The sequence below is a fragment of the Verrucomicrobiia bacterium genome (genome assembly GCA_035629175.1).
Lineage (GTDB): Bacteria > Verrucomicrobiota > Verrucomicrobiia > Limisphaerales > DASXHY01 > DASXHY01.
Window position 1 is genome coordinate 140,859 of sequence record DASPIL010000076.1, and the last position, 21,417, is coordinate 162,275.

The 21,417-nt window shown below is 58.1% G+C and carries 17 protein-coding genes; 6 read left to right on the forward strand and 11 right to left on the reverse strand.

The genetic code is table 11. The features are described from left to right. Positions 1-56: 56 nt before the first annotated feature. The 3 genes from sigZ to VEH04_14170 form a co-directional block, all read right to left on the reverse strand. Entirely contained in the window at positions 57-611 is a 555-nt protein-coding gene (gene sigZ, locus VEH04_14160) for an RNA polymerase sigma factor SigZ (GenBank protein ID HYG23923.1), read from the reverse strand. A 6-nt stretch (positions 612-617) separates the two neighbouring features. Continuing rightward, positions 618-1,427, reverse strand: a complete 810-nt coding sequence (locus tag VEH04_14165; protein HYG23924.1) for an arsenite methyltransferase — start codon at positions 1,425-1,427, stop codon at positions 618-620. Positions 1,428-1,505: 78 nt separating this feature from the next. Next, on the reverse strand, positions 1,506-2,786 hold the full coding sequence (locus tag VEH04_14170) for a putative Na+/H+ antiporter (GenBank protein HYG23925.1): 1,281 nt from the start codon (positions 2,784-2,786) through the stop codon (positions 1,506-1,508). A gap of 427 nt (positions 2,787-3,213) precedes the next feature. Here VEH04_14170 and VEH04_14175 point away from each other — a divergent pair, with 427 nt between their 5' ends. From VEH04_14175 to VEH04_14200, 6 genes are all read left to right on the forward strand, one after another. Further along, entirely contained in the window at positions 3,214-3,567 is a 354-nt protein-coding gene (locus VEH04_14175) for a metalloregulator ArsR/SmtB family transcription factor (protein HYG23926.1), read from the forward strand. Then, positions 3,564-4,019, forward strand: coding sequence for an arsenate reductase ArsC (locus VEH04_14180; GenBank protein HYG23927.1), 456 nt, complete (start codon positions 3,564-3,566; stop codon positions 4,017-4,019). The genes VEH04_14175 and VEH04_14180 overlap by 4 nt, the downstream gene beginning before the upstream one ends. Positions 4,020-4,039: 20 nt before the next feature. Beyond that, positions 4,040-5,125, forward strand: coding sequence for an ACR3 family arsenite efflux transporter (arsB, locus tag VEH04_14185; protein ID HYG23928.1), 1,086 nt, complete (start codon positions 4,040-4,042; stop codon positions 5,123-5,125). Then, positions 5,122-7,356 (forward strand): ribonuclease R, encoded by a 2,235-nt coding sequence (gene rnr, locus VEH04_14190; protein HYG23929.1) that lies wholly within the window; start codon positions 5,122-5,124, stop codon positions 7,354-7,356. The genes arsB and rnr overlap by 4 nt, the downstream gene beginning before the upstream one ends. Positions 7,357-7,484: 128 nt before the next feature. Next, positions 7,485-10,661 carry an Ig-like domain-containing protein gene (locus VEH04_14195; protein ID HYG23930.1) on the forward strand — a complete coding sequence of 1,059 codons (3,177 nt, stop codon included), beginning with the start codon at positions 7,485-7,487 and terminating at the stop codon, positions 10,659-10,661. Between the two features lie 136 nt (positions 10,662-10,797). Then, positions 10,798-11,214: a sigma factor gene (locus tag VEH04_14200; GenBank protein HYG23931.1), complete on the forward strand. Its 417-nt coding sequence runs from the start codon at positions 10,798-10,800 to the stop codon at positions 11,212-11,214. Between the two features lie 50 nt (positions 11,215-11,264). Here the strand turns inward: VEH04_14200 and VEH04_14205 are convergent, their stop codons facing one another. From VEH04_14205 to VEH04_14240, 8 genes are all read right to left on the reverse strand, one after another. Next, positions 11,265-13,196 (reverse strand): hypothetical protein, encoded by a 1,932-nt coding sequence (locus VEH04_14205; GenBank protein HYG23932.1) that lies wholly within the window; start codon positions 13,194-13,196, stop codon positions 11,265-11,267. Between the two features lie 262 nt (positions 13,197-13,458). Next, entirely contained in the window at positions 13,459-16,341 is a 2,883-nt protein-coding gene (locus VEH04_14210; protein ID HYG23933.1) for a TonB-dependent receptor, read from the reverse strand. 21 nt (positions 16,342-16,362) lie between these two features. Beyond that, the gene (locus VEH04_14215; protein HYG23934.1) at positions 16,363-17,799 is read right to left on the reverse strand and encodes a tetratricopeptide repeat protein; all 1,437 of its coding nucleotides are present in this window, start codon (positions 17,797-17,799) and stop codon (positions 16,363-16,365) included. Between the two features lie 17 nt (positions 17,800-17,816). Continuing rightward, on the reverse strand, positions 17,817-18,479 hold the full coding sequence (locus VEH04_14220; protein HYG23935.1) for a TonB family protein: 663 nt from the start codon (positions 18,477-18,479) through the stop codon (positions 17,817-17,819). Between the two features lie 3 nt (positions 18,480-18,482). Beyond that, on the reverse strand, positions 18,483-18,887 hold the full coding sequence (locus VEH04_14225; GenBank protein ID HYG23936.1) for a biopolymer transporter ExbD: 405 nt from the start codon (positions 18,885-18,887) through the stop codon (positions 18,483-18,485). Between the two features lie 7 nt (positions 18,888-18,894). Further along, positions 18,895-19,302 (reverse strand): biopolymer transporter ExbD, encoded by a 408-nt coding sequence (locus tag VEH04_14230; protein ID HYG23937.1) that lies wholly within the window; start codon positions 19,300-19,302, stop codon positions 18,895-18,897. 18 nt (positions 19,303-19,320) lie between these two features. Then, positions 19,321-19,995, reverse strand: coding sequence for a MotA/TolQ/ExbB proton channel family protein (locus VEH04_14235; protein HYG23938.1), 675 nt, complete (start codon positions 19,993-19,995; stop codon positions 19,321-19,323). Positions 19,996-20,019: 24 nt separating this feature from the next. After that, positions 20,020-21,414: a MotA/TolQ/ExbB proton channel family protein gene (locus tag VEH04_14240; protein ID HYG23939.1), complete on the reverse strand. Its 1,395-nt coding sequence runs from the start codon at positions 21,412-21,414 to the stop codon at positions 20,020-20,022. Between the last annotated feature and the right edge of the window lie 3 nt (positions 21,415-21,417).

Below are 21,417 nucleotides of genomic sequence, written 5' to 3' on the forward strand. Positions count from 1 at the left end.
CAACACTAGAAACTTCCCTTGGGTTCGTCAACGATCCGGTGGCAATGGATCAGAAGTTACGCACATTCCTCGCACGAGGAACGCTTTCTCGGCTCGCATCCAATCACTGCTCCACGTCGATCGAATTCAAACGTGCAACATTCATCGAGCATTTTTTTCAGCTGCGCCCGCCCGCGCTGCACGCGGGATTTAGCGCCCGATAACGAGATCCCAAGGCGGTCAGCGAGCTCCTGCTGTTTGAGGCCTTCAAGTTCAGTGAGAACAACTGCCTCGCGGAACGGTTCAGGGAGGCTGTAAATCATCCGGCGAAACGCAAGCTTCAGCTCCTCCACTTCGCCGTCAGTCTCCGCACGCTCGGATGGCATGGTCTCAGGCACCTCGACTGTTTCCCTGCGCGTTCGGTAGTGGTCGACGACGGCATTTCGCGCGATGAGATAAATCCAGGTCTCGAGCTTTGCAGGGTCCTTCAGCTGATCGAGCCGCTTTTGAATTCGAAGAAAAACGTCCTGCAGGATGTCCTCCGCCGCAGCCGGGTCGGCCACCCGCGTGCGGATGAACCGGCCCAGCTTCCCGGCGAACTCGTGCCAGATGTGTTCCATCGTTGCGTTCATGAACGTTCAGTTCTTCACGGCTTCAATCGTTGCGGAAGCGACGTAATCTTCAATCTTTTGCCCGGGAAACCAGCGGCCAATAATTTGACCGCTCTCGCTTTTTGGCGCGATGCGTATCTGGGTGAAACCAGCCTCCTGCAGCCATGCGCGCAACTCGTCGATGGTCGAAGCCCCCGCAGCGCAACCGGTGTAATGATCCCAGTCGTGACGCAGAGCCTCAGGAATCGGCGCGAGTGCCACGACATCTGAAATGGCCAGGCGCCCTCCGGATTTCAAAACTCGAAACGCTTCCCGGAAAACCCGGCGTTTATCAGGCGAAAGATTAATGACACAGTTGGAAATAATGACCTCGACGGACTCGTCGGCCACCGGAAGGTTCTCGATTTCGCCGAGGCGAAACTCCACGTGTTCGTATCCTCCCTTTTGTTTGTTCGCGCGCGCTTTGCTTACCATTTCCGGCGTCATGTCAACGCCGATCACGCGGCCGGTTTTCCCAACGGCGCGCGCGGCCAGAAACGCATCAAAGCCGGCGCCACTGCCGAGGTCGAGCACCGCTTCACCCGTGCGAAGGCTCGCAATGCCCTGGGGATTTCCGCAGCCAAGGCCGAGGTTTGAGCCTTCGGGAACCCCCTGCGTTTCTGCCGGCGAGTAACCGAGTTGCTGTGATACGGCATCGGCGTCATGCGCATCGACGGTCCCGGCCGGGCTGCAGCACGTCGGCGCGCAGCCACAGGAACCGCCTTGCTCCGCGATTCGGCCGTACCGCTCGCGAACGATCGTCTTTACCTGATCCTGTTCCATTTCGTTGGTCTTCATGTTGATTGCTCTGTTGAGTTGTTGTTTTCACATGTTAAGACGCACAACGCGGCAAAAAGACGCAGCGCCGGCTCAATCTCAACCCAGGATCCAGAAAAATGCCATGGCAATCAGCGTTGGCCCCAGGGCGCCGAGGAAAAGCCCAAGCGGGCTGATTCCTTCGTTTCCGAATGCCTTCGCGTCCTGCAGGATTCCAACACCAGCTGGATTGGGTGCGTTCGCAATCACCGTCAGGCCGCCGCCCGCAACCGCTCCCGCGACGAGCGCATACTTCAGAGATTCGGACATGCCTTCAACGAGCGATCCCAGATAAGTGAGTGCTGCGTTGTCGGTGATCGCAGTGAGCGCCGCGGCTCCAAAGAAAAGTGCGTTGCCGCCCAGGTTGCTGATGAGCGGCTTCAGCCAGTAAGCCTGGAGCGAACCCAGGGTCACCAAACCCGCCAAAAAGAATCCCACGAGCAGGCCTTCCCGCAGCTTTAATGCGTCCTGGTATTCGCGCGTTGCGGTAACAAGGCCAAGAAACAGAACGAATACGCCGAAGAACACGTTGGGGTGATGCGCGAATGCGACGACGAGCGCCAGGAAGACGAGGTGAAGCGCTGTGAGCCAGCCGGGAATAGCTGCAATTTCACCTCGCCGCACTTCGATATTGGCCAGTTCCTTCCAGAACAGCGCGGCGACGATTGCCGTTGAGACAATGCACGCCGCGGCAGCCTTCCAGCCAAAATGCTGCATCATGAACATGAGATCCCAATTCCATTTTGCAGCGACCATGAGAACGGGCGGTGCCGCGAAATGCGTCAGGGTTCCGCCGATCGACACGTTCACAAAGAGAAGACCCAGCGTGGCGTAGGCGAGCTTGCGGCTGATTCCCGCGTCGAAGTAACGGCGCTTTAAAACCAGCGCCAGCAGGGTCATGGCGGCGGGCTCCGTGATGAACGAACCCAGGAGAGGGCCGAGAACAAGCGCGGCCAGGTAGAAGCTTTGGGATTCTCTGACGGGAATCAGTTGCGCGGCCTTGCTGATCAGGTATTCCGCAAGGCGCACCACGGGCCGCGTTGCTGCGACGACCATGATCACGAAGACGAACTGCGGTTCAGTGAAGTTCAGGCTTTCGATGTAAGCGACAGCATCCTTGTAGGACCCCGTCACAGCGGCAATTCCCGCGAATAACGCAGCGGCCCAAAGTCCGAAGACCACCTCGGTTTCGGCGAGGAAATGCAGGAGGTTTTCAGAGATCGAACCCTCCCGGCATTGGTGTGCCCAATGCGCGAATCGTTTCACACAAAAGGTGTGGATCACTGCCAATCCGAACAGGACCGACGCGAGAATTTCGGTGGGGCTTGGGTCAAGATTCATAGTTACTTCGCCCCTGGCACGCGGGAGGTCATCGCGGTCAAAGCGATCGGTTTTGTTCGAATGGCGGCCCGACCATTCCGTTTGCCTCCAGGAGCACTCACTCCTGAACCCTTCTGATGTGAGCGGCGAACCTAACCCCCCGTGGAGTCATCAGCAAGTCAGCGTGCGCGAACGTGGCGCAAAAGGACGTGGCGCGGTTTCCAGATCTCCTGCATCCCGAGACGTCCTCACCTGGTGAGCTTTATACAGGGTCTCCGTGGAAGATCCGCCGAAGGAGGTTAGGAAACGTGCGACATGGCAGATTGGGGAATGCGCTGCGATGGCGCAGGTCTGGCCGCGCGTGCCATTCCTTGCGTTGACAGCGAACGCGACCCGCGAGTAAGTTCATTTCGTTGTTTGGCGAAATATGGAAAAGATGCGCAGGTTCATGAACATCACGCGCGCACTGGCGGATGAGCACCGCGTGCGCACACTGCTCGCATTGAGGCGCGGAGAGCTTTGTGTCTGCCAGATTACGGAACTGTTTGGTCTGGCGCCTTCCACGATTTCGAAACACCTGTCCATTCTTTTTCAGGCAGGGCTCGTGCAGTCGCGCAAGGAGGGGCGATGGATTTTTTATCAGCTTTCCGGAAAGGCCGCGGGAATCGAAGTGCGTGAGGCTCTCGATTGGGTGAGCAAGTCGCTCGGCAGGAGTCCGGACGTGCTCGCCGACGAGAAAAAATTGAAGAGCATTCTCAAGGAGGATCCAGCGGCCTTGTGCCAGCGACAAACCTGCAAATGAAACCGACAATCCTGATTCTCTGCACAGGCAATTCCTGTCGCAGCCACCTGGCCGAAGGCATTCTCCGTGCTCTCGCCGGGGATTTCCTCGACGTTCAAAGCGCTGGCTCGAAGCCCGCGGGATTTGTGCATCCGCTGGCGATCCAGGTGATGCGAGAAATCGGCATCGACATTTCCACGCACAGATCCAAGCACCTCAGCACGTTCCTGCAGCAAGCTGTCGAAACTGTTATCACTGTGTGCGGCAATGCAGATGAGGTTTGTCCCGTGTTTCCAGGACAGGCGAATCGCCATCATTGGGGCTTCAACGATCCCGCGCATGCGACAGGAAGCGACGATGAGAAGCTCGCTGTATTTCGGCGTGTCCGGGATGAAATCCGCGCTGTATTTGAAGCGTATGCTGCCGGCCGCCGCGATGAGCGGAAATGCGCGGTATCGCGTCGACCTGCCTGAACCGCCGTCCCGCTGCAGCTATGAACTCAACCCTCGCCTCTCCGCAGCGCACCGACGCTGTGGCGCGTAACATGTCGTTTCTGGACCGTTATCTCACGCTCTGGATTTTCGCAGCGATGGCGTTGGGGGTGATGCTTGGAAAGTTTGTCATCGCTGATGCCGCGGCGTTCTTCGAGCCAATGACTGTGGGAACCACTAACCTTCCCATTGCGATCGGGTTAATTCTCATGATGTATCCGCCGCTGGCGAAGGTGAAGTATTCGAAGCTTCTGGATGTCTTTGCGAATGGCCGGATCCTGACTCTGTCGCTCGTGCAGAATTGGATCATTGGTCCCGTCCTGATGTTCGTCCTGGCAATTGTTCTTTTGCGCGACAAGCCGGAATACATGGTCGGATTGATCCTGGTCGGCATTGCGCGTTGCATTGCAATGGTTCTCGTTTGGAATCAACTGGCGAAGGGCAGCAACGAGTATGCAGCGGGGCTCGTTGCGCTGAACAGCATTGCGCAAATCCTGTTTTACAGCTTCTACGCATGGGTGTTCATCACGGTGCTGCCGCCCTACTTTGGATTGAAGGGCGCGGTGGTTCCGATACGAATGAGCGACGTTTTCTGGAGCGTCATGCTGTATCTGGGTGTTCCCTTCGCCGCGGGCGTCTTGAGCCGAGTAGTGCTGGCGCCGCTCAAGGGAGAGGACTGGTACGAGCGGGTTTTCCTGCCGCGCATCTCACCCATCACGCTTGGCGCTCTGCTGTTCACAATCGTCGTGATGTTCACCTACAAGGGCGGTGCCATCGTTCAGCTGCCATTGGATGTTCTCCGCATCGCAATTCCCCTGGTGCTCTATTTTGCAATCATGTTTTGCGTGAGCTTTATTATGGCGAAACGGCTCGGGGCGGATTACCCGCGGTCAGCCTCGGTGGCGTTTACATCGGCCGGAAATAACTTTGAGCTGGCAATTGCGGTTGCCATCGCGGTATTCGGCCTTGAGTCTGGTGTCGCTTTTGCCGCCGTGGTGGGTCCACTGATTGAAGTGCCGGCGTTGATCGGATTGGTGCACGTCGCCTTCTGGTTCCGGCAACGGTTTGGATCGAACGAAATTATATGAAAGAACAGCTCGCCCAGTTGCTCGCGCGCAAGGACTACGTCCCCGCGAATGTGCCGGAACTCCTGGCCATGCTGCGTCTGCAGCCCAATCGCCAGCAGGAATTGCAGCGTGCTCTCCGGGAACTTGAGCAAACCGGTCAGGTCGCACGAATCAAGGGCAATCGCTATATCCAGCCGCGCGAGGCCGATCTCATCCCCGGACGGATTCGGATGAACCGCCAGGGCAAAGGATTTCTTCAGCCGGACGACACAGGGATCAAGGAGATCGCCATTCCCGAAAGCGCCACAGGCACCGCGCTGCATGAAGATCGGGTCCTCGTGCGGCGCGATGTGCGGCCGAAGGGCCTTTCTCGCGCCGACACCGAACCCGGAACAGGCAAGGTCGTGCGGATCCTGGAACGGCGGCGCACGCAGCTGGTCGGAACGCTTCAGGAGGGACGCCGGTTCTTGTACGTGATTCCTGACGATCCACGCATCGCTCATGACATCGTGGTTTCCCCACCGCGCGATGTCGGCAGGCCTGCCCGCGCGGGCGACAAGGTGGTCGTTGAACTGCGCGACTGGGAATCGCGCAACGCCAATCCTGAAGGCGACATCGTCGAAGTCCTTGGAGCGCCAGATGCCGAGGGCGTGGACATGCTTTCCGTTCTACGCCAATACGATCTGCCGCTGCATTTCCCGAAACCCGTTTTGAATGAAGCGCGCCTGATCGGAAACACAGTCGACGCCCGCGACTTCCGCGGACGGGTTGATTGCCGTCAGCAACTGGTGATCACGATTGACCCCGACGATGCGAAGGACTTCGACGACGCGATTTATCTGGAATCTGCCGAGAACGGGAACTGGCACTTGTGGGTGCATATCGCTGACGTCTCGCATTACGTCCAGCCCGGCACCGCCCTGGATGTCGAAGCGCGCAAGCGCGGCAATTCCACTTACCTTGTGGATCGCGTGATACCGATGCTGCCCGAAGCATTGAGCAATGAACTCTGCTCGCTCAAACCGAACGTGGATCGACTAACCAAGTGCGTTGAATTTTTGGTGTCGAATGATGGCCGCGTGATAAGCACAAAGTTCTATGCGGCAGTCATTCATTCGAAACGGCGCTTTTCGTATCAGGAAGCCCTGAAGGTTCTCGAAGGCCGGCCTGGTTCGGATCCCATCGAACAAATGCTGCATCAGGCGAATGAGCTGGCGCAGCGGATCCGCCGCCGCCGCTTCGCCGCTGGTGCACTCGACCTGGATTTTCCGGAATCGAAGATTCGCCTCGATGAACGTGGTCGGATCGTGCGCATCGAACGGATGTTGAACGACGTTTCGCATCAGCTGATTGAGGAATTCATGTTGCTGGCGAACGAGGCTGTCGCGGCGCGGCTGATGCAACTGAACAGGCCTTCGGTTTATCGCGTGCATGAAGCGCCTGATGTGAAGCGGTTGCAGGAATATCGCGAGGAAGTGTTGAGCCACAACGTTCCCTGCGGCAATCTGCAGCATCGACCCGAAGTGCAGAAGCTGCTGCAACGGCTCGGGACGCTGCCCATCGGACAGGCGTTGAAGATTGGATTTCTCAAATCGCTCATGCGGGCGCGTTACGCTGTCGAGCCGCTTGGCCATTATGGTTTGGCCAAGAGCAAATACACGCATTTCACGTCGCCGATTCGCCGCTACTCTGACCTGTTGGTCCATCGAGCCTTGTTCGATTCCAAGGCAGCCACAACCTCAGCACTCAAGGAGGCAGCTGATCATATCTCTCTCACAGAACGGAATTCGGCGGATGCGGAGCGCGACAGCAAGGACGTCAAGTTGTTCGCGTTTTTGAAGGCGCAGTTGAAGTCTGGGCGGCCCGAGCCATATCAGGCATTGGTGACTGACGTTCGCAACTTCGGGTTCTTTGTCGATGTGCCCGGACTGGCAATGAGCGGGTTGGTGCCATTGTCGACTGTCGAGGACGACTTCTTCACATTTGATCCTGCGCGCAACCTTCTGGTTGGCCGCCGAACGCGCCACATTATCCGACTGGGTGATCCCGTCGTCGTGCAGATCGCCAAGGTGGACACGTTCAAGAAGCAGGTCGATTTCCGCCTGGCCAGGACGGAGCCAGTTGCCCGTCGCGGTTCGCAGGCTGGAGGTCCAACGAAGGTGCCTGGCCAGCAGCGCGGGACGCGACGTGGCGGCGGGCAACGACACGACCGAAAGCCGAAAAGACCCACTCCCGGCACTTCCCCGCGGTAGCCGTGTCATGGCGAAGTGTGCCGAAGTGTGAGGCGCTGCCATAGCTGCCTTGAAAATCAGCGCGCATCCGGTTCTAATGTTGGCGGACGAATAGGTGACGTTGCGAAGGTTCACCTCAACGCTACTGTATGCCACTCACAGGATTTGTGCGGTTTTGCCGAACGCTGCTCGCTGAATGTTTTCTGGTTCTGACGCTGACAGCATCTGCTCTCGCTGCAACCGCGACGCCCAGCAATGATCTGTTCGCAGCACGTCTCGATCTCGCCGATCAGCCAGCGTCGATGACGGTGCAGCTGGGATCGCCAGGACTCGAACGAAATGAGCCACGGCTGAAGCGCGGAGGCGGGCGGACCCTGTGGTGGAGCTACACGGCGCCTGCGGATGGTGCCCTCCTGTTGGATGCCGCCAGTTCGTCTGTCGATGAGTCAGTCGCGATCGGAGCTTTCTCAGGCGAGTCGTTGCGGAGCCTTCGAAAGATTGTTGAGGGAAGAACCGCGCTAAGGATACTGGTCACGGCTGGACGTACTTACCAGATCTGCACCGACGTTCTGAATCGCGCCGCGCAAACATTGTACCTCGATCATCGATTTGTCGCTGCCGTGGAAAACGATCGGTTCTCTCGTCGGATTTCCCTGAAAGGATCTTCGCCAACGGCTGCTGCCAATTCAGCCGCGGCGACGCTGGAACGTGGTGAAGCGCGTCGCTCGGGCCGTGCTGGCGCGTCGGTATGGTACACATGGACAGCGCCTGCCAACGGATGGGTTTACGCAGTCGCGCAAGGGGATGGGTGGGTTCCCTTGATCGCAATCTCCGAGGGATCGAGCATTTCGAGACTTAAAGAGATTGCGGCTTCGGCTCGTTCAGATAACCCGGCAAGACCGGCGGTTGTCGGATTCCGCGCGATCGCTGGACGTGCGTATGAAATTTCCATCGATGGCGGGAGGGCGCCCGGTTACAGCGACTGGGGTCCGTTTGAACTGCAGCTGGTATTCACGACCCTTCACTTGACCAGCCCTGTCGAGGGAATGACATATCGTGGCGAATCCCTTCCGCCGCTCGTTGTGAGCGGTCTTCATCCTGATATCGAGGGGGAACTCCGGGGGGTTGAAATCCAGTTGCATCGCATCGGCGGCGAGGGTCCAGCCATCTTTTCGGCAACGAACCCGCCATTCGCTGCGAGTCCATACTCTATGTTGCCAGGCAATTATGTCGCCATTGCGATTGGCACCAACAACGAGGGTCGCGAATTCGTCTCGCCTGCTGTCACGTTCAAGATTTTGCCAGCCCACGACCGGTTCGAATCGGCATTCCAGATGCCGCATTATCCATCAAGTTGGAGTGGCGACCTGGCGTTGGCGGGCTTTGAGAAAAACGAGCCGAGGCCGTACAAAGATGTTGCGGGCTCGGTATGGTCTCGATGGACGGCTCCACTCAGCGCCCCTGTTGACATCACGCTCCGATCGGCGGCCCAAGCCCGGGTCGCGGCCTTCAAGGGCGGCAGTTTGAAATCGCTGAAGCAGATTCAATTACGGAGCACGTCGCCGGAATCATTTCAATTCAATGCGATCGCCGGAGAAACGTATCACTTCGCCGTTTATCATCGCGGTTCCCGCGCGTCCGTCCTGCCGGCGCCCTTCGAGCTGTCATTCGGAATGCCGCTGGTTGAGATCGCAAGTCCGGCGGATCAGGCAGTGATTACGGATCGGCAGGCGCTTCCGCTCGGAATTAGGTTGCTGTACCTGGAACCAGGGAGCGTTGATACAGTTCGTTACTTCATTAACGGAATTCCCGTCGGAACGAACACTGCGCCGCCCTTCGACAATAGCATCTCCAATTTGTGGCCGGGAACACATACGGTGCACGCTCGCGTACAACTGTCGGATACGGGTGAAATCGAGACGCCGCGGGTGTCGGTCAAAGTGCTGCTTGCCAATGATCATTTTGCAAATGCCGCGCCCCTCGAGGGCGAATTCATCACCTTTGCTCAATTGCACGGTGCCACCGCTGAACCGGATGAGTCACTCGTCGGATTCGGATACAAATCCGCCTGGTGGACATGGATGGCCCCGGAATCCGGACGATTTCGCATTCACGCCGAGGGGCACACAAACATGGTCTGGCTGCACGTGTTCACAGGCACAAGTCTGGAACATCTCGAAACAGTGAACTCCGGGCCAATGCAGGTTACGTCTTTTCTCGAGTTTGTGGCTGTCGCAGGAACGACGTATCACATCGCGCTTCAGGCGGAGAAGCCCTCGGACGGAACACTTCGTATGCGGATGATCCGTCCACCCGTGAACGACCATTTCGCGAGCAGGACGGAGATTTTCGGGACGAACGCGTTGCTTGCAGCGCATTTGCTGGAAGCCACACAGGAGCCGGGTGAACCTGTGCCACCGTTTGGCTGTGGATATACGGGGCGTTCCGTCTGGTGGACGTGGACGGCCTTGGAATCGGGCGAAGTTCGGATTGATGCACGGTCAGTCGACTGCATTCGCATCGGAGCCTTCACCGGAAATTCGATCACGAATCTGGCAATGGTGGCCTTTGAAAGTGACTGGCTTAGTTTCGAGGCGGTGGCGGGCGTGACGTATCAGCTCGTCATGAACAACTCCCGCGAGCTCGAGAACATTGAAGCGCAGTTTACGTTCATCCCAAAGCCGATCAACGACGCTTTCGTTGACAGGATCCGCCTCGAAGGCACAAGCATCGCGGTCACAAGTGCAATACTGGGCGCTGGCTTTGAGACAGGCGAACCGGTGCACCTTGATTGGTGGTTTGGGCCGCGCAGCGCGTGGTACGAATGGACGGCCCCCGCGAGCGGGACTGTGCGGATAACATCGTTTTCAACCTTTCCGACTGCGGTCCTGGATGCATATGAAGGCGATACATTCGAGACTTTGCGGTCTTTGAATATTGGTTGGAATCCCCAACAATTCACCGCGGTGGCGGGCAGGACGTATTACCTGGCGCTCGGGAGTTACGGGATTTTGCACGAGCCCGTCTCATTCCAGATGGATTTGTTGCCGTCGGCTTTGCACGCTGGTGCCGGGGGTGCTGTGAATAGTTCATCTCGGCCGGGTTTGAACACGCTTACCCCTGCATTGCCGATTGAACTCATCAGAGTTGGCGAAACACGGATTGAGCTGCGATGGCCGGCGAGGGCGAAGTTGGAGTCCGCGTCCAGCCCAGACCCGGCAGGATCGTGGACGGCCGTCGATGGAGACGCTGCGGTCGAGATCGGAGGACAACGGAGACTGCAAATGCCGGCGACGAACACGGCGCAATTCTTCCGTCTCCGCTAAGCGCGAACCGTGTAAATGGAAGGTGCCGAATGCCGAATGACATTTGGCAAATAGGTCGCTTCTGGCTCCTGTTTTGCCAAAGGAAACTGTAACAAGCGGCTTGTTTCCGGTAAATGGTCGAAGGGATGATGTGTTTATGAGGCGCCTGACGTCCTCCAGCGAAGCACCTCAAAGTTTCCCGCCGACGCGGTGGTCGGTCGTGCTGGCGGCGACACGGAAAGACTCACCGGAATCCGCGGTGGCGTTGGAGACCATTTGCCGTGCGTACTGGTATCCACTCTACGCATATGTCCGTCGCTCCGGGCAATCGCCGCACGACGCGCAAGATCTCACGCAGGAGTTTTTCTGTCGTTTGCTTGAGAAGCGATGGCTTGAATCTGTCGACTCCCAAAAGGGACGACTTCGTTCGTTCCTTATGGTTGCTCCGAAAAAATTTATGAGTAAGGAGTGGCGGCGTGATTCCGCGCAGGCTCAAGATGAATCATCGATGCGGCAGACCGATGACACCCATGCAACATCTGTGTCACAGACTCGCTATGCCTGTACGCAATGAGGGGAACCGTTGCCGGTTCCCCTCGCCTGTTTTCGGGACCTCCTTGATTCTTACGGCTGCGCGGGACCAACGAGCACCCGGAAGAATTTCATTGGTTCCTCATCGTTCGACACGGCGCTGTAGGTGAACGGCAGCGTCGGTGAATTCGTTGAAAGAACGGTCACCCAGTCCATCGCCGCCAGATTGGTTGAACTCTGCACGATGTAATCGGGCCCCGTCTGGCCTTCAATGGTCAGGCTGAACTGGCCACTTGCGAAGCCCGGCGCGGCGAGCGTCGGGAGGACGAGGGGATTCACGACTACGTTAAACGAGTTCGTTGCGCTCAGGCCCGGCGAACCATCGTCTGAAACTTTCACGACGATCACGTTCGTGGTGTTCGCGGTTCCAACTTGTGGCCGCCAGGTGAACAGTCCAAGCGGTGTGATCGAACCAGGGCCGGACAGCAGCTCGAATGTCAGGGCCTGAACGGGCACATCGGAGTCCGCTGCAATATGAGCAAGCGAAACGTTCGCACCCACGTTGACTGTGACGGTGCTGTTTGCAGCAGGAGCAGTGAATACAGGAGGCATGTTGCCAGGCGCTGAAGTTCCTGGGGCGAGATAACCTTCCGTGGACAGGGCTGTCCAGCCGTCAGCCCACGTATCGGAATCGCCTGAGAAGGCGCCGCGATAGGAGACCTCGAAAGGCGCGCCGGCCAGTGCGTTGGTCAGCGCGGGGCTTCCGCTTTGAGGACGCGGATTCAATGCGGCGATGTCGTTTGTGTAGCTGATGACTCCCAGGGCCGCGTCGCCCACGTAGTTTGAGAATCCCGCGCCGCTGAACAGGAAGTTTCCATTTGCATTTGCCGAAGCGGTGGTCACGTTCCAGACGTTGTTCATCGCGCTGGCTCGAACTGTCGCATTGGTCCAGTGAAACAGTCCGTCCGTATCGAGCAGGATGCCGCGATTAAAGCCGCTCACGACGGAGTTGCGCACGTTCGGTGCCGCCTCATCACGGGCGTTCAAAGCGCTGCCTCCCCCGAAACCGATCTCACCCAGACCGCGCCCAATAAGGGTCGCATTGTAAACCGCCCATTGGCTGTAAGGTTGGCGGTCGCCAATGATCGTCTGGCTTGTGTCGCCGTCCGATTCAATGCCGCGGCTGTCGACGCTGCCTTGCCACGGAGGTTTGATGGCGAACCAGAACTGATTCGTGCCGCGATAACCCTGGTCGGTATCGAAGTCGTCATCCTCGCAGAATGCGGCGACGAGATATCTCGTGCTCACATTTCCGCCCCACCACTCGAATGCGTCATCGGAGCTTGCGAAGCTTTCGACATACTCGATCACCGTTCCGCTCCCCACGCCTCCCATCGTCAACGAATTCAATTCGCGGTCAGGAGCGAACACGCTTCCGGTATGGCGAATGGACACATAACGCAATGCGCCCGAGCTGTCGGCGTCGTCATTGCCGCCGAAGCGATGTTCAAAGTTGGGTCCAGGGCTGGTCACGCCTTCATAAACGTCATACACGGGATTGGCAACGTTGCCTGTGTTGTCGAAGGCGGAGTTGATGGTGGCGCGGCCCATGATGACCACACCGCCCCATTTGCCGGTAACGCGGGGAGAGATGTCGTTGGGATTGGTAACGTCGTCGCCTTCCATCGTGAATATGATTGGCGCGCTCGGCGTTCCAGTTGCATATAACTTGCCGCCGCGAGTGACCCAGAGAGCGGACACCAGGTTGGGAATGCCGGGTTTGGCGATGAGGTTCGCGGCATTGGTTCCGCCCCTGATCACGGTTCCCGGTTCAATGATCAAAGTGGCGTTCGTCTGAACATAAACAATCGTGTTCAGCAGATATTCATTCGTGGCATACCACGTCTGCGTGGTTCCAGCGGCAACGTCCGCGGTCACGGTCATCGTGGCGGCGCGGGCGGATGTGGCGGTGAGGGCCGCGCTGGCGGCCAATCCGGCCAGCAGTTTCTTTAAGTTGTGATTCATTGGTTTCACTTTCAATACGGGGTTTGGGACTATCAGTTTTTCGTTCTCAAATAACATGCGCACTGATCCTGCACGGGGCATGTGAATGCTGGACGTCAGTTCGGTTACGATTTGGAAACGGCTCCTTCAGGAGGCTGGAACCGCTCGCGATACGCCCAAGCGGCTGGGTCAAGTTGCGCGATGAGCGCGGCGCACCGGATGGCATCGCTCGGGCGATGCGGATGCTAAGCGAGTGTGCGGAGGCCTTCCCGCGAAGCACGGGTTAGAATTCGCAACCCAGCGAAAGACTAAAGGTCATGCCCCTCGTGTAGCTTTTGATGGTTCGCTTGCCGCCTCCCGGCCACGTCTGGCTGACTTCAACGGATGGATCAAGCAGGTTCTTAGCGGAGAGTTTGGCCTTCCAGTGCTTTCCAATTTTTTGTGACAGAAACAGATCGAGTTGCGGAGCGGGTTCTTCGAACTCATCGGGACTCGTCAGCCCGAACACCACCAGCCGCGGGCCAACCACTCCGCCCGATACCGTCAAAGCCATGCCCGTTGCTTTGTGATCCCATGTGAGATCTGCGTTCACGACGTAATCGGGCTGATCATACAACGGCCGGACACTGCTGTTCTCCAGATAGATGGTTCGGCGCAGCGTGCGTTGATCATTGCTGATGGGCACTTCGGAAATGATGGATGCGGCGTTGAAGCCGAATGTCAGTTCGTCGAGTTCCTCGTGGATTCTGTCGAGACGCGAACGGAATTCGAATTCCGCGCCGTAGACATCGGCTTTTTCAGAGTTGAAATACGTGACGTCGCTGCTGTTGACGGCGATCAGTTCGATCGGAGCTTTGACCTCCTTCATGAACAGTGACGCGGACACGATCTCTCCCGGCCGCGGAAACCATTCAATGCGCAAGTCGTAATTCGCGCTTTCCGAGAACGAAAGGTCCGGGCTCCCGCCAATCTGCCTGCCGTTGGCAACGTCGTAGATGAACACTGGAGCGATTTCGCGGTAGGCCGGCCGCACCACGGTTTGCGACCAAGCTGCGCGGAGTTGAAGATTCTCCCGCAATGAAAAGACGGAGCTCAGCGCGGGCAACACGTCTGTTCGTTGAATGCCGCCGGATTTCAACGGTTGATTCAGCGTCTGGTTGAAGCCCTCCAGTGTCAGGTCTGTTCTTTCCAATCGTGCGCCGCCGATCAGCCGCAGCCACTCGAAGGCCGCCCAGTCGGCCATGGCATATCCCGCGGTGATGGTTTGCTGCCCTTCGTAGGTGAGGTTCACCGGGAAATTTCGATACTCCACAAATCCCGCGTTGGCAGGATCGAGATAGTCCTGCGGTTCGCCTGAACCGTAGAAGGGATGCCCGCCGCCCGAGGGATACATGACCAAGCCGCGCTGAAAGTAATCGCGCTGGGACTCGGTAATCGCCGCTCCGGTTTTGATCGCGTTGTCTTTGCTGTTATAGGACGCAAGGGGAATCGTCAGGTCGCCCCGCGCGTTGACGTTGTTTTCTTCCACGTCGCGCCAATAGCGCGTGGGATAAGCGGGAGACGAAGAACTCGCCGGGTAGAAAAATTCCTGCTCCGGATTTGCAAGGAACTGGAAGATCCGATAGTCCGGCTCCTCCTGCGTTGCAGTGGACATCGCTCCCGCCCATTCAAATTTCAGATCGTTCAGCAGGGGGAAATCATGGATCCCCACCAGTTGGTGATAGGTCAGGTTGCGTTCCGTCCAATGAAGAATGTTTTGATCGAGATAGCTGACGCCAGGCTCGGTGTAATTTTCCTCCTGTCCCTGCAGGCGCCTGGCTTCGTCTTCTGCCGATTGCACAAACAGGAAATTGTATTTGAGCTCGTGGTCCTCGCCGAGACCCAGGGTCAGCGCTGCAGAAGCGGCCCATGAATATTCTGAAATGGCGCGGGTGTCGGTTTTCTCAAACACGACACTGCCTCCGCTCCCGCCGTATTCCCGCACCACTCCGTTGTCGTAAAACTTGTAATCGTTGCGATACGTGAGCGAGGCGAGATAACCGAAACGCAGGAAGTCCTTGCGAAAACTGTCGCCGATCGCCATCCCGAAGTTGGAATTCAGCGGGGATTTCTCGGGGAGAGGCGACAGTTGGCGCGATTTGAAACTGCGTTCCACTTCCGCTTCATTTTGAATTGGCCCGCTGGTGCTCCCCAGCGGTGGCGTGTTGCGGGCGATCGCCGGAAGCGCGCGCGTGCCGTCATCCATCCCCAGCCAATCTGTGCCCCCTCGATCGGATGCGAGGAAGTCTTCGTTCAAACTGGATTGCGTGTTGTATGACGTTCCGCTGCTGAAACTGAAGAAGAACTTTTCGGGGTAGCTGCGGGTGACGATGTTGATCGCGCCACCAGCAAATCCGCCAGGCATGTCTGGAGCAAACGTCTTGCCGACATCCATCCGCTCAATGACCTGTGTGGGCAAAAGATCAAGCTGCGCCGCTTTGCGGTCTGGATCGGCGCTCGGCAGGTCGGTTCCGTTCAAAGTTGTGGTCGTGTAACGGTCTGCGAGTCCGCGCACCACGGCGAATTTTCCATCGGCAACGCTTGCGCCTGAAACCTTGCTCAAGGCCTCGGCGGCGTCGCTGGCGCCGACGCGCGAGAAATGTTCCGACCCGATCGCCTCCAGCATGCCGCTGGATTGCTGGCGTTCGATGAGGATTTGCTCCGTCTGCTGAGTGAATTCCTCCGCTGTAACCTCGAACTCCTCCATTTCGTAGAATTCAGGACGCAGGTTGCCGTTCACGGTGGTCGTCTGGCCAGAAATTACGCGAACTTCCGTGACGACAGCGCTCGCGAAGCCCGCCCTGGAGAAACGCAGCGTCTGGTCGCCGGGAGGAATGTTCTTCAATTCGAAACGGCCGTCCGTTCCGGTTTGTGTCGCGAGCGTCGTGCCACGAATCGCAACCGCCGTGCCGCTCAACGGCGCCCCATCCCACGAACTGATGACGACCCCGGCAACGGCCCCCATTTCCTGCGGCACGGCGTGCCAGCTCAACAGCAGCAGGGCCAAAACACTGATAAGCATCCAGCGCCCACGCAATGCCGCAGCACGCAATACCCGAGCGATGTTGTTCAAAGCGGCCGCCGCCGGCCGGGACTTTTCTGCTGTGACCATTTTGTTGAAAACCATTCGAGCCGAACTGTTGGCGATTCAGGAACGTCCGCTGCGGGCAAGTTGCTCAACCTTTTCGAGGTAACGCTGGACGTTGTCCCGCGGTTTCACCTTCTGCGCCTTGTGCAGCAGCTCGGCGGCCTGAACATACTTTTGAGATTGCACCAGAAGCTGTGCGCTCTTCACGAAAGCGTCCGCCTCAAACCCCTGGAGCTTGGCGGCAGTGTCGTAACGAAATTCGGCCTTCTCGCGTTGATCGTTTTTCGCGTAGTAATCCCCCGCCAGCAGCAGGGCTTCGCCATCGAGCGGATTCCGTTCAATGATCTGCTCAAGAACCTGGATTGCGTCCTGCCCTGCGCCCGTCCCCATCGCGAGCTTCGCTTCCAGCTTCAACAGTTTCAATTCATCCGGCCCCGCCAGCGTTCCCGCCGATCGTATGCGCGCAAACAACTGCTTCGCTTCATTCCATGCGCCACGGCCAACGAGTATCTGGGCAGGCCGCAACGCCTTTGCGAGGTTTTGTCCGTTGTCCTTGTCGATCGCCTCCAGATATGCGGCGAGTGCCAGGTCGGGAGCCTCCTGCGACAAGTAAAGGTCGCCCAGCAGATAAAGAGTTTGTGAACCGGCTTTGCCGAGACGGCGAACTGTTTCGAGTGCTACAGATGCCTTCGCTGGCTGTTCCTTTTGAATGTAAACATTCGCCTGCAGCGTCCATAGCGAGTCGCGTTCCGGATGCAGTCGAATCAACTCGTCCAGCAACGCAAGCGCATGGTCGTAGTTTGCCACCGCTATCGCGCATTTAACGGCACCGAGCTTGAAATCAACGTTGTCCGGTTCGAAGACGAGTGCCTGTTGGTACGCAGCGGCCGCGGATGCGTGTCGTTGCTGATTCAGGTAAGCAAACCCGAGCAGGCCGAAAACTTTCGCATCTCCGCCGCCGAGTGCGATGGTTCGTGTGAGCGGCTGTATGGCGGCCGTGTAGTTGCCCGCGCGAACCCAGGCAAACGCGACGTTTTTCTGCGCACGGCGATAGTCGGGAAACTTCGCAAGAGCGGTTTCAAAATGTTTGATCGCGTTGGTGAGGTCCTCGTTTTGGAAATACATATTCCCAAGGGTGAAATCGAAAACAGCACTCGCGTTGGGTTTCGCCAATCCCTTGAGCACGGACATCGCCTTCGTTGGATCCTCGCGCAGGATTGGGACAACTTTTTCGCGATAGGCTGCCTGTTCTTCGGGCGACATCCGCGGTTCGGCATCCGGGGCAAACCCGTAGCTCCCGATCAAACGCCGCGCGAACTCGGGATCGTTCCAAACCGATGCCAGTTCGTGTTGAGGATGAACGGGGGCGAATGTATCCGGCGCCGTGCTCGCAGCGCCAAAGACGCCAGGCGCTGTGAACAGCAGCAATGCACTCAGTTCGGCCCGCAACACCCGGGCGCTCCGCAGCTTCAAAATGGATTGTGATGTGTGTTTCATGAAAATTATTTCGGGAGTCACCCAGTCGTAACGCGGAATCGAATGGGATATTTGATAAATGTGCGGACGGGCTGGCCGTCCTTCATCCCAGGCCGGAATCGCCACTTCTTGACGGCTTCCAGCGCGGGTTTTTCAAATTCCGGACGCGTGGCATTTTCGATGCGCGGATCTTCGACGCGGCCGTCTTCGTTCAACACAAACAAGATCGTGACGACGCCTTCGATTTTGGCTTTGCGCAATTCCGGAGGATAGGCCGGCGCGGTTTGAGAAACGGGTTCAGGGCGTTTCTCCAGTTCCGAAACGTCGAACGTTTCCTCCTGAATGGTTTGCGCCGCCGCCAGCGCACGAATCTCTCCAAATCCCGCCAGCGCGCCGCCGGAACCCACCGCCACTTCGAGATCGGCGCTGAGGGGAATCTGCTGCGGCGCATCGGTGAGTTGAGGTTCGGGCGGTGCCTCCGGAGGCGTCTCTGTTTCAGGAGGAGGCGCGTCGACTTTTTCTTCGACGGGCGGAGGGAGATCGATGGCGCTCGTGGTCCGCAATTCCAGGCTCCGTTCGGGTTTCGCAATCTGATGCGCGAATGGAATGAATCCGAACAGCACCGCGGTGAAGCCAACGCCGAAAAGGATCGCCACTGGCAACCGCGCAAACCTGCTTTCGTTCTGGTAAACCTTCCGCATAGTTCAGCTCTTGTCGGTGGCCAGGCTCACATCCTTGGCGCCGCCGAGTTTCGCCTCGTCAATGACACTGATGACCGTTCCGGACTGGGAGTTTTCATCGGATTGAATCACGACAGGCAGCGGTTCTTTTGCACAGAGGCGCCTTACCGTGGGACGAACGCCGCCAAGGCCGATCTCTTTTCCGCCGTAAGCCACTTTGCCGTCGGGAGTCACCGCGAACAGAATGCTGTTCTTGTCGGTGTGCTTGGCGCTGGCTGCCTTGGGCTTTTGAATCGGCACGCCCGGTTCCTCGATGAAGGCCGTGGTCGAAATGAAAAAAATGAGCAGGAACATGATGATGTCGATGAGCGGGATGAGGTTCAGCTCGATCGATTCTTCAGGTTGGGAAAGGTGGCGTCGGAATCTCATGTTCGACTCAACTGCGTTGTGAGGCGACGCTGACGTCCCTGGCGCCGCCCATGCGCGCTTCGTCAATGATGCGAATCATCATGCCGGAGCGGGATGTCTCGCTCGCCTGAATCACGACAGGCAATGCCGCTTCCGCACAAAGCCGCTTAACGGTCGGTCGCACGCCGCCAAGGCCGATCTCCTTGCCGTCATGGAGCACCTGCCCGCCCGCCGCCACCGAGATGATGATGGTTTTATTGTCGTCCGCAGCGGCGTTGCCCTGCGACTGCGGCTTGTCCACATGCAGCGCTTTCTCCTGCATCATGCTCGTGGTGGAGATGAAGAAGATGAGGAGGAACATGATGATGTCGATGAGCGGGATGAGGTTCAGCTCGATCGATTCATCGGGCTCGGACAGCGTCCGGCGGAATTTCATGGTGACGCGGAATGGGACTTATGCCGTTGCCGCTTGGGCATTCTGCGGGGCGCGGGTTTCTGGCTGGAGGCCGCTGCGCGTGAAGACCCGCGTCATGCCGTGGAACTCAGGCCGGAAATGGCGCAGCGTAATGCTCTCAAGGTGTGCAAGGAACGCGACGTATTCGTTTCGCCAGCGCTTGGCAACGCTCGCGAGAATCAGGCCGGGAATGGCAATCATCATTCCGGTCTGTGTTGCGACAAGCGCCTCGCTGATTCCCTTGGCAATGATTTCCGACGCGGAACTGCCGCCGATACCAATCGCTTTAAAGGTGAGCAACATTCCGAGAACTGTTCCCAATAATCCAAACAGGGGAGCCGACACCACGAGCACGTTCAGGAATGCGATGCGGCGGTCCAGATCGGAAACCTGCGTGGCTTCGACTTCCCGAAACCGTCCTTCGATCTCCTTGACGGAATGGATTTCGTCCTGGGTGTAGCGAACCAGTTCACGCACGCTGCGCGGCGCGGCGTGGGGCTGTGCCACCCAGTTGCGCAATACAACATCATCCGCTCCGGCGAGTCCGCGATGATGCGCAGTCATCAACAAATGCGCGGCACTGATGTATAGGATGACCGACAGCGAAACCATGCACCACATCACCCAGCCGCCGGTTTGCCAGGTGTGAAGCATTGTCTGGAATAGTTCGTTCATAAGAGTCGCGGGATCGGGGGTTGTTTACGCGAAGGTCTGTTTGTCTTCCTGCGGAACGCCGTTGACGAACCCAACAGCAGTTTGTTCCATGCTGCCCAGGATTGTTTTCGCTTTGCGGCTGAGGAAGGCATGGAGCAGCAGGGCGGGAATCGCGACCGCCATGCCTGTGGCAGTGGCCACCAGCGCTTCGGAAATGCCCGCGGCAAGCATCTTTGGATCGCCGCTGCCAAAGCTCGAGATCAGCTTGAAGGTCGCGATCATCCCAGTAACGGTCCCGAGCAATCCAAGCAGCGGTCCCGTCGTCGCCGTCAACGCCAGGAACGGCAAACCGCGTTCAAGCCTTGTTCGCGCCGCCAGCATGCGTTCGTAGAGAATCTCCTCGATGTATTCCTTCTTCTCATCGACGTACCGCACCGCGGTGGCGAGCAGGTCGCCCGCAATCCCAGGAATGCTGCGGGCGTGATGAAGGGCCATGTCAGGCTTCTCGTTTCGAATGTGCGCAAGGACGGTTTGGAGATCGCGTTCCGATGCCAGTCGTACGCGAGAAAACTGAATCCACTTGAGGATCGCCAGCAGCAACGATCCCGCGCCGAGTGCGAGGAGTGGAATCATGACGAGCCCGCCCTCCGCGAGCTTGTCATAAAAACTCGTATGCATTGCCGACAGCTTGAAGGCGTTGCCGAGGGTGGGATCGAACACCAGTTCGCCCGAGCCATCCGCCACGAGTTTGCGGCTGGCTGCAACCAGATCGGGCTCCAGTTGTGCCACGGTTGGGTCTGACTTGTTGACCTCCTGCTGCAATAATCCAGCCGTGGACGTGCACGCAAACATGGCCACGGGTCCGAACACCACGACCTTTCCGGACTGCACCAATCCCTGTTTGTCCAAAGCCTTGCCTTCAAAACTGTCGCCACCCTGGGCCGCCTGCGCCCGCTGAAGAGCAGCGGTGAGCAATTGAGAGCGGCGCGCGAATTTTTCCGGCGCGCCCAGATCGCTTTGCGCTGCTGCCGCGTCGGTCGAGTCCAGCAGTTCCTTGTAACGCGGTTCCTCGACGAAATGGATGCGGGACCGAAACGCTTTTGAATATTCAGTGACGAGTGATTCGATGAACTTCACTTCGTCGGCCTGGCGCCGCGCGTCGGCCTTCAACGCGTTCAGCTCCACGAGCTGGTTGTCCTGGAATCGCTGGGCCTTGGCCAGTTCTGCCTTCCGGTTGATGAGACGCTGCTCAAGGTCGGTCAATTGGCGGGCGAGGGGGAGGCGCTCGGATTCGATCTGCTCCCGCACCGATCCCAGTTCGGCAACTGCTTTCTGAAGATCGACGGATGCTCCGGACGCGACCGCATCGAGATCCTGCGCCTGGATCGAACAAGCGGCGCAAAGTGCGGTTGCAAGGACGAATGATTTTAGGAGACTCATGTG

Excerpts from the sequence above, each read along its gene's own strand:
- arsB (HYG23928.1), top strand. The coding sequence starts at position 4,040 with ATGAACTCAACCCTCGCCTCTCCGCAGCGCACCGACGCTGTGGCGCGT.
- VEH04_14225 (HYG23936.1), bottom strand. The coding sequence starts at position 18,887 with ATGAGATTCCGACGCCACCTTTCCCAACCTGAAGAATCGATCGAGCTG.
- VEH04_14200 (HYG23931.1), top strand. The coding sequence starts at position 10,798 with ATGAGGCGCCTGACGTCCTCCAGCGAAGCACCTCAAAGTTTCCCGCCG.
- VEH04_14215 (HYG23934.1), bottom strand. The coding sequence starts at position 17,799 with ATGAAACACACATCACAATCCATTTTGAAGCTGCGGAGCGCCCGGGTG.
- rnr (HYG23929.1), top strand. The coding sequence starts at position 5,122 with ATGAAAGAACAGCTCGCCCAGTTGCTCGCGCGCAAGGACTACGTCCCC.
- VEH04_14170 (HYG23925.1), bottom strand. The coding sequence starts at position 2,786 with ATGAATCTTGACCCAAGCCCCACCGAAATTCTCGCGTCGGTCCTGTTC.
- VEH04_14220 (HYG23935.1), bottom strand. The coding sequence starts at position 18,479 with ATGCGGAAGGTTTACCAGAACGAAAGCAGGTTTGCGCGGTTGCCAGTG.
- VEH04_14205 (HYG23932.1), bottom strand. The coding sequence starts at position 13,196 with ATGAATCACAACTTAAAGAAACTGCTGGCCGGATTGGCCGCCAGCGCG.
- VEH04_14235 (HYG23938.1), bottom strand. The coding sequence starts at position 19,995 with ATGAACGAACTATTCCAGACAATGCTTCACACCTGGCAAACCGGCGGC.
- VEH04_14195 (HYG23930.1), top strand. The coding sequence starts at position 7,485 with ATGCCACTCACAGGATTTGTGCGGTTTTGCCGAACGCTGCTCGCTGAA.
- VEH04_14240 (HYG23939.1), bottom strand. The coding sequence starts at position 21,414 with ATGAGTCTCCTAAAATCATTCGTCCTTGCAACCGCACTTTGCGCCGCT.
- VEH04_14230 (HYG23937.1), bottom strand. The coding sequence starts at position 19,302 with ATGAAATTCCGCCGGACGCTGTCCGAGCCCGATGAATCGATCGAGCTG.
- sigZ (HYG23923.1), bottom strand. The coding sequence starts at position 611 with ATGAACGCAACGATGGAACACATCTGGCACGAGTTCGCCGGGAAGCTG.
- VEH04_14180 (HYG23927.1), top strand. The coding sequence starts at position 3,564 with ATGAAACCGACAATCCTGATTCTCTGCACAGGCAATTCCTGTCGCAGC.
- VEH04_14175 (HYG23926.1), top strand. The coding sequence starts at position 3,214 with ATGAACATCACGCGCGCACTGGCGGATGAGCACCGCGTGCGCACACTG.
- VEH04_14210 (HYG23933.1), bottom strand. The coding sequence starts at position 16,341 with ATGGTTTTCAACAAAATGGTCACAGCAGAAAAGTCCCGGCCGGCGGCG.
- VEH04_14165 (HYG23924.1), bottom strand. The coding sequence starts at position 1,427 with ATGAAGACCAACGAAATGGAACAGGATCAGGTAAAGACGATCGTTCGC.